The organism is Anaerobiospirillum sp. NML120448, assembly GCF_023050945.1.
Classification (GTDB): Bacteria; Pseudomonadota; Gammaproteobacteria; order Enterobacterales; family Succinivibrionaceae; genus Anaerobiospirillum.
In genome coordinates this window covers 1-8,865 of the sequence record NZ_JALKIM010000110.1, presented here as the reverse complement: position 1 = coordinate 8,865, position 8,865 = coordinate 1, and the positions used below count along the sequence as shown (strand labels likewise).

Annotated in this window: 4 protein-coding genes; 2 read left to right on the top strand and 2 right to left on the bottom strand. The window is 36.1% G+C overall.

Going from position 1 to position 8,865, the window contains the following annotated elements:
• Positions 1 to 344, bottom strand: a 344-nt coding sequence (locus MXE38_RS11590) for a hypothetical protein (RefSeq protein WP_246915171.1), incomplete at its 3' end; no start/stop codon positions are given.
• Positions 345 to 355: 11 nt separating this feature from the next.
• Entirely contained in the window at positions 356 to 598 is a 243-nt protein-coding gene (locus MXE38_RS11585) for a hypothetical protein (RefSeq protein WP_246915168.1), read from the bottom strand.
• 160 nt (positions 599 to 758) lie between these two features.
• On the opposite strand from MXE38_RS11585, the gene MXE38_RS11580 reads away from it, so the two are divergent.
• Positions 759 to 4,175, top strand: a complete 3,417-nt coding sequence (locus MXE38_RS11580; RefSeq protein WP_246915165.1) for a hypothetical protein — start codon at positions 759 to 761, stop codon at positions 4,173 to 4,175.
• 402 nt (positions 4,176 to 4,577) lie between these two features.
• On the top strand, positions 4,578 to 8,333 hold the full coding sequence (locus MXE38_RS11575) for a hypothetical protein (protein ID WP_246915162.1): 3,756 nt from the start codon (positions 4,578 to 4,580) through the stop codon (positions 8,331 to 8,333).
• Positions 8,334 to 8,865: the final 532 nt, after the last annotated feature.

Here is an 8,865-nt window from a genome sequence, read left to right as displayed (position 1 = left end):
AGCTCCAGGCTTTTAGGAGCATTTTTACAGGCTGCAACCAATGCAGCCTCATTATTAGGTCTTCCAGTATCAGGATTAAAATCATGTTTCATTAAAATATTGCTTCTTTGCTCATTAAAAGAGGCTCGAATTCTTGCCCCCTCACTCTCTGCAAGATCCTTAAGGGTGGATACACCAATAGCACATATATTGTAATTTTTAAGATCGATATGGACATCCCTATATGAAGAGTGGGAAAGTTGACTTAGAATAGCAAAATTTAATTTAGGAGTCCTAAAAGTAAGATTAGGGTTATGATTAGGAACAAAAACAGCGTTGACCTCAAGTTTGCAAACTCCGTTCAAGGTCTGAATGTTTACTTTTTTTTTGAGTTGACCTCATTATTTTGTATAGCAGAACATACTGATGAGAACATCTCGTTTTTAACACGGCCAATGTACTCTTCTGTATTACAAACACATTTCATAACATCATCCATAGATTTAGGGGTTACTTTATCGACCTCTAATTTAGTGGATAACGGTATTGTAGTTACCTTACCGTTTTCTTCAATTTGAATACAAGTAGTGATAACAACTTTAGGATTTAACTTAGACATACTGCCCCCTGCTTGGTACAAACTATAATTAATATATAAATTATATCATTTGCTGTTGGTTAATTAAAAGTCGTCCGTACAGGTGGTAAATTTTAAGGTTAGTGATTATCTAAATGGTGATTCTTTCGCACTACTAGAGTTGCCTTGCAATGATTCTATTATGGCTCATTTTATTAGAGAGCAGAATGGCAATTATGCTTGTGAGCTTGCACAAAAGGTAATCTCACCTTATTTGGACTTTGATGATGAGGGGGATGATAGCGACCATTTAGCTGTTAAGAAGGCAAAAGCTAAAGGCATTAACTACTTTGATAGCGATGCTCAACTAGAGACATGTTTTGGCTTACTAAAGGTTATTGATCTTTTAGGAATGCATTTATTGTTAGTTGCCCAGCGACGCCAATATTTGTTCCAATGCTATAGATATGATGATTTGCGTTCTAATTATGAAGCTTTAACTAAGGTTAATAGTCAAGACATTGTACGTTTGCACTGCAATGCCGTAATAGCTTGCTCTGTTTTTGAAGAGACACGCGAGAACTTGTTAAGCATCAATAGCCGAATTAAGGATATCAATTGCATGGTTAAGGCTTATGTTGGTCTCAACGATGCCTTATATCAGTATATTTGCTATTTTTATGAGTTCTTTGTTGATTTATTGCCTAATGAAAAATGTACTAATTTGCCTTTCAAATGGGAAGTAGGCTTCTATTTTTACAATCTGTATGAGCCGTTTAAGCTCTTTTCTGCTTTACAGGCCAATCTATTAGTCAACATCAACAATTTGCTTGGGCTTGACTTAAAGTTAGCTACTGCTATGGCTAATCCAATTTCTTATGATAAAGAGCTTGTTAACATCCTTACTTCTGGGCTCCCAGCAAATATTTATGAGCTTTGTGCGCATTTTGCTCCATCATTTGCTAATACCGAGCTTAGCCATCCAAAAGTGGTTAATTTTGAAGAAATCGTAAATTCTGTCATGTCTTATGGCCAGAGCCTTAATTATGCTACTCCAAAATTGCCTTATGTAATTAAAAAAGACTCTGAGTTTAATGTAGACGATAATGGTAATCCAAACTGGCTTAAACGAGAATCTTACCTTCAAAAAATTTCTGAGGTACATGAAAGGCTAGCACGGGATGTAATTAATGATCCTCAGCCTATGGTATTTAGTAGAAAACTTAATCTCTACTTAGATATATTCTGCTTTGCCTCAGTCTTAGTTGAACTCTGCCATAATTTTTACTTTAGAACACTTTGTTTTAGTGCAGTCGTGCCAATAAAAGGCGAGAAGGCATGCTTTGACTTTGATTTAACTCATTGCGACACTGAGTGGACATCTCAAATATATGAATCTTATCAAGAGCTGTTAAAAGATGAAGCTTTAGGTGCATTAATGAAAGCTCACAAGGCTTGCTTGGAGCACTTAATTTTAATCTTGGATTTACAAGGTGATAGCAATCTTCTTTATGAAGATAGATATCTGTCTAACTTATTGCGCAAGACCAATAATTATGATCAAGAGTTGGCTGATAATCTTGCAAGTAATAAGGACTCTAGCAACAAACCTGCCCTTAGCAAGGTAGAGCAATTACTGCTTAACAAGACCAGTATTAGCTTTTTACAAGAGTGCCAAAATATTATTAATCTTTGTAAAGATCTTATTAACAACAACAGCCAACTAGATATGAGCTTAAATAATCAACAAAACAAGTTCATTTTCGTAAAGGAGCAGATATTTAGTGGCTTCTACAATTTATGTGGAGTTCCTGTTAAGGCTTTAATGAAATACTTAATGTTTAACCTAGATAATGTCCCTGAGGATTTAAAGTTAAACGCAGGTATCTCACCAAGTAATGTTCTTTCTAAGGAGAGCAACCAGTCTGATGTGGATGTAAATCATAGGTTCTATCAGGGCCTTTATGAGGTATTGCTAGCCATGCGTGGTAAAGACATTAATATCTTTAGCAACGAGATTGTGCCTTATATAGATTTAGCTACTAAAGATGACTTTAGTCGTTCACTAAACAGTGTGCATTTATTTATTCAGGATTTTAGCTGCAAAAGCGCCAATTATATTATCTTTTTTGCATACAAGCGTTTAATACAAAGCGTCGACTATAATAGCGCTATTAAAAAGCAAATATGTAAGAACACACTCTTTGCTAACAGTGCTTTATGTTTTATTGTGCCTTCTAATGCTTTATGCGTGAAATATATTATGATTTCGCTTGCTAAGGTATTTGCAAAGCAAGTGCTTTCTTATACCAAAGTTAAGCAAGTAGAGGAACATAGCGAGTATTTAAATATGCTCTACAACGTTGTCCACAAAGCGTTTAAGTTCGATAGTAATAATTTTGCCAAAATAAAGAATTTAATTGCATTATCAGATCAAGACACTGTAGTGTTGAGTGAGCAATTTGAGTACAAGTCCTATCTTGGTGAGGTTGTTGATGTGCTTAAGATGATGGATATGGTGTGCTGTAATTATAGCCAATACAATGATAAGTTGTTCTATATTAGCGATTTGGGTGATATTGAAAGCTTTATTGCACTGTTCCATGATCTTTCAGTAGACAGCACTGCCGTTCTTGAAAGAATGGATGATGAATATTTTGACGATCTGGATGAGGAGAATGGCTTCTTTGCTCCTTATTTTACGGATAACTACTACATTGCTATGTCTGCTTATTACAAAAGGACTATGTTGACTTTAGATGAGGAGTTAAATCAAAGAGAATTGTTAGTAGTTGGTGAGTTCTTTGGAGGAGATTTGCGTGATTTTATTGAAGAAGAACAAGAGAGGGGTTCGGGTGATTCAGGGGCATTTTTATTTTCACTTTTCAATAGAAGACATCGAGAGCTTCAACCAACTAAAACCCAGCAACGCTTTATTAATTTAGTCAAGGATAAAGTGCAGTTGCTGGCAGATGAAGAGCTATACAATACTTTAAATCTAGAAAGCAATAAAGCTTCTACTCAAATTGTTGACTCCTCATCTACTGCCAAGGCCAAAGCCAGTAACAAAGCCAAGGCCAAGGCCAAGGCCAAGGCTAAAGCCAAGGGCACAACCACTAAAAGCAAAGCCGACAGTGCCGTAGCTGCAAGCGAGGATACTGCTGCTGAGGTGAAAAAGACTACCAGAAGCACAAGAGCAAAGAAGGACGATAAGGCTGAGGCTGTAGCCGAAGCTAGTTCTGAGCCAAAGGCCAAAACCACAACTAAGGCCACTGCTACTAAAAGCAGGGCTAAAAAGGTAGATTCAAGCATCAAGATTGGGGATGATCCTTATGCTAACGTAATTATTGAGCCTCTTGATGCTATTGAGGACAAGCCACAGAAAAAGGCCACCAGGGCCAAGAAGGCTTCCACAGTTACAGCTACAGCTAAGGCCACTGCTACTAAAAGTAGGGCTAAAAAGGTAGCTACTGCCACCTCAACTGAGGCTAATGCTAACTCTGCTACTGAGGCTACCAAGGCTACAGACGCAAAGACAAAGAAAAAGGCCTCTACCGCACGTACTACTAGCAAAACAAGTGCTATCACCCGTGCAAAAAAGAGCAATGCTAAGAGCTAAATGACTATGTAGGTTCATATTTAAAAGCTTAGATCTTGTCAAAGGTCTAAGCTTTTTTTAATCTCAAGGATTAAGGCGCTAGACTTCTAAAAGCCATTGTGTTGTTTTTGAGGTAAAGCAGATTTAGTGTGCTAAGAAGTCAAGAAAGGTGCTCACATAGGCAAAATTGGGGTAGGGGGCAAAATAGTATCCGTCTTGTGCAACTATAGGCTTGAGTGGTGTATGTTTATTGTTTTGACAGCTTTATTGCTATAGGCCAATATGGCAAAATAGTTGAGTATTGGGGTACAAACATAGTCCTTGAGAGCTAATCTAAAAGGCTAAGCAGTGATTGGCGATAAGATTAGGTGCTTTTGTGCTCATTCATTTTTTCATTAAATAAGTAGGCAACAGGTAGTATTTATGAAGTGGTATCAGGCTCATTTAAGAGTCATGTCGCATTTGTTTGAGTTGGGATTATTCGATGAGGTTAATTCCTGCTATCGCAAGTATTGTCTTGAAAGCACACCAAGCGCTTATGAGAAGTTAGTTAGTTTGGTAGCAGTTGGTGATATTAAAATCTATTGCGATGAATTGAGCCCTCAAAACTTGGCTAAAAATGTCCTTACTACCAGCAATATAGTGATTTATTACTATAAGGCAATTGCTGGTTTTACTATGTTTAAAGCACTGCAAAATGTTAAAGGCGTTAAATTACACAAAATTGCTGTAAACGATGAAATGCCAACTAATTACTACCAGGTATTATTTGAGCCAAATGGAGAGCTTAAAGAGGATGTTGTAATTAGTGCCTTTAAAGAGAAAGCTTTTAATGGCTCACCTAAAGGCTTTGTAGGTCATTTCACACGTTTTAACTATAACGAGTGTCTAACTGACAGTAGTTTTAAACTGGAACCTTTAGCAGACTATGGTTTTTTTAATCCCATAAAATGTGATTTTACCTCTAACGAAGCTCAACATGCCATTAGAGGCTATAATAGCTCTAATAAAATTCCAACACCTTCAAAGGCTTCAAAGTCCAAAGAGATCAATTATTTTCATATTGATGGTGAGCTAGATTCAGGTTTTGGCTTGCTAAAGGTTATTGATCTTTTAGGTATGCATTTGTTGTTGGTTGCCCAACGCCGTCAGTATATTTTTGAGCGTACTAGATATGATGATTTGCGCTCTAACTATAAGGCTTTAGAGCAAGTTAATAGCAATGACATTGTGCGTTTGCACAACAATGCTTTAGCAGCCTGTGGTGTTTTTCATAATGCTCAAAAAAACTTGCTCAGCGTCAATGGTCAATTTATAGACTTTAATGAAATAGTTAAGTCTTATGTTGGTCGTAATGATGCCTTATATCAATATGCTTACTATTTTTATGATTTATTTGTCCAATTAAACCCTAACTCTAATTGTACTAACGGAGAGAATAGTTGGGAGGTTGGGTACTACTATTTCAATTTCTATAATCCTTTTATGTATCTTGCTAATTTGCAAGCTAAATTATTGGTTAATGTCAATAATTTACTTAGTCTTGATTTGAATCTAATTAGGGGATATAGCGATCAGCTTCCATATGATCAAGAGATTCTTAATATCATAGTAGGTTCAATCCCAACAAATATTTACGATATTTGTGCACATTTTGCACCGTCATTTAAGAATAGATTTCATAGTCATCCTAACTCTGTAAATTTTGAAGACATTGTAAGTTCTGTAATGTCTTACTCTAATAAGTTCAATCGTATTTCTCCAACATTGCCTTATCCTATTAGAGAAGGCTCTGAATATGCTATTGAGGATTATGGTGATCCAAACTGGGTTAATCGTGAAGAGCGTGATATTAACTCAATACATGAATGTCTAGGTTTGGAAGTTCTGAACGATCCTGCGCCAATTGTCTTTAGTAGAAATCTCAATATCTACCTAGACATATTTTGCATTTTGTCTAGCTTTATTGAGCTTTACCATAATGTTTACCTTTCAACAATTTTACGTACCAACAAAGCATTTAAGACCACTCCATATGCAAGTTTTGTCTTTGATTTAGCTTATTCTGGCAAAGATTGGGTAAAATTTGTTTTCCCTGATTATGAACTATTGTTAAAGGATGAGACTTTCAAATCATTGATTGAGTATCATCAAGCTTGCTTTGAGAATTTACTTTTAATCTTGGACTTGCAAGGCGAAAGTCATCTTCTCTATGAAGATAGCTATACATCTAACTTGTTGCGTAAGACCAATAATTTCGATGAAGAGTTTGCCAATAGCCTTACTCTTAATGAACCTGTAAGTAATGGGGCTAATAGACCATTGCTTAGCAAAGCTGAGCAATTACTGCTTAATAAGACCTGTATTAGCTATCTCCAAGATTGCAAAAAGTTTTGTCAGATTAGTAAAGAGTTGGCAAACAAAACAATTGAGCTTGATATTCTATTAAATGAAAGATTTGAGACTTTCATTTTGAATAAAACTGCAATCTTAAATAATATATACGAATTATTCTTAACGCATATTGGAGTTTTAAGTCAGGATGCGGTAACTGAATTAGAGAATGTACCTGACGATTTAAAGTTAAGCAATGATTTGACGAATGAAGAGGTTGGTATTGAAGTAAGCCAAAGCTTCTACAGATGTGTCTATGAGACCTTTCTAGCTTTTTGCGCTAAGGATATCAATTTATTTATCAAAGAGACTATTCCTTATATCAGCATTGCTACTAAAGAAGATTTTGCGCAATCCTTAAACAGTTTCAGTTTGATTATTAACTCTAAAGCTAATGTCAAAAAAGTTAATTATATTATCTTGATTGCTTTTAAGCGTTTCATGTTAATTAACAACTATCAGCCTTCTGTTGATAAGCTATTGTGCAATAACGTATTTGTGCTTAATAGCACTTTGCGTATGTTGTTGGTTCCTTACATTGTATCCACAACTTATATTTTGATAGCACTAGTCAAGTACTTTGTAAGGATTGTGGATTCTATTACCAAGATTAAGCAAGTTGAAGAGAACCAAGAATGTTTGAACATTGTCTACAACATAGTGCACAAATTTTCTAAGTTCTTGTCTTCTACTCCTGCCAAAATTCAAAATTTAGAAGCATTAGTAGATCAAGGTAATATGATGCTTACTGAGCTTTTTGAATACAAGTCATATCTTTCTGAGACTGTTGACTTGTTCTCTTTGCTTGAAAGTATGTGTCTTAAATATACTAGCTTCGATAGTGCTTTTGGTTTCATTTATGAAATTTGTGAGATTTCAAAATATATTAAATTGTTTAAGGATCTGTTAGAGGACACTCCAAAAGTTCTTCAAAGCATAGATGTTAATTACTTTAAAAATTTTGGCGATAATAACCAAGAGGCAAATATTCCTTATTTTGAGGATCAAAACTACATATCTATTGATGATGACTTTGGTCAGGAGATCATGGCAATCTATGATGAGCGTTTATCATCTATTCAATTGTCAATAGTTAAGAGATTTTTTGATGAGTTTGTTTCTGATAATATTGAGTCAGAAGATAATAAGTTTTATGGCGATGAAGATGATTTCTTCCCATTTTTCTATCCGTTTGCACGTCGTAAACCACGTGCTAAAAAGATAACTAAATCCAAGGAGCGCTTTGTTAATTTAGTAATGGAAAAAATGCGCTTGCTTGATGATGTGGAGTTGCATCAGCTTTTAAATCTCGAAAGCCAGAAAATTGCAACACAAATTGTTGATTCTTCAACCTCTGCCTCTAAAGGCAAGGCAAAAGCTAAGACTACCACAGCCAAGAGCAAGACTGCCGCCACTAAGAGCCAAGCTACAGCGGCTACCAAGAGCAAAGCACAAAAGGTGGCCACTAAAGACACAGCCGATGCCGATGTAATTATTGAGGCTATTGAGGCTGAGGTCAAGCCTAAGGCTAAGAGCACTCGCTCTAAGGCAAAAAAAGCCGAAGCAACCGCTGAGTCTGAGGCAGAATCTAAGCCAAAGGCCAAGAGCACCACTAAGGCTACTGCTACTAAAAGCAGGGCTAAAAAGGTAGCTGCGGTCGACTCTACTGAGGCTAAAGCTGACGAAGATGCGGAGGCTAAGCCAAAGAAAAAGGCCGCTACAGCACGTACTACTAGCAAAGCAAGTGCTAGCACCCGTACTAAAAAGAGCACTGCTAAGAGCTAAATGACCTTGTAGCACCTATCTTTCAAATTAGTGCATTGTCGTGGCAGTTATGTGCGTTTTATCCTATAAAAACAGGATAACATGACAATGACGCTATAGGGATTACTGCATTGTCGTGCAATTGTGTTTATTTCACGATTATCTCGCACAATAATGCTGACGTTGTCGATTTTTGAAAGATAGGTGCTTGTAGGTTCATATTCAAAAGCTTAGATCTTGTGAAAGGTCTAAGCTTTTTTAATCGCAAGAATTAAAGCTACTGCCTACCAAAGGTCATTGTGTAGTTTTGTGGTAAAGCAGAATTAGTGTGCCTTTCTTAAAGAAAGGTGCTCACATAGGCTAATATGGCTGTAGGGGGGCAAAATAGTATCTTTCATGTGAGAATATAGGTTTAGTGCTGTATTTTACGAGATTTTTATCTCTATTGATTTGAGTCACGCTTTTTACGTTACGCAGTAACATTCATTTTGTTATAGATCAGGTTATGTATAAATAGAAAGCTCAGTGATTAATATCTATCAATTTTATCATT

Bases quoted from the DNA above. Each gene is read 5' to 3' on its own strand.
- MXE38_RS11585 (WP_246915168.1), bottom strand. From the start codon at position 598: ATGTCTAAGTTAAATCCTAAAGTTGTTATCACTACTTGTATTCAAATT.
- MXE38_RS11580 (WP_246915165.1), top strand. From the start codon at position 759: ATGGCTCATTTTATTAGAGAGCAGAATGGCAATTATGCTTGTGAGCTT.
- MXE38_RS11575 (WP_246915162.1), top strand. From the start codon at position 4,578: ATGAAGTGGTATCAGGCTCATTTAAGAGTCATGTCGCATTTGTTTGAG.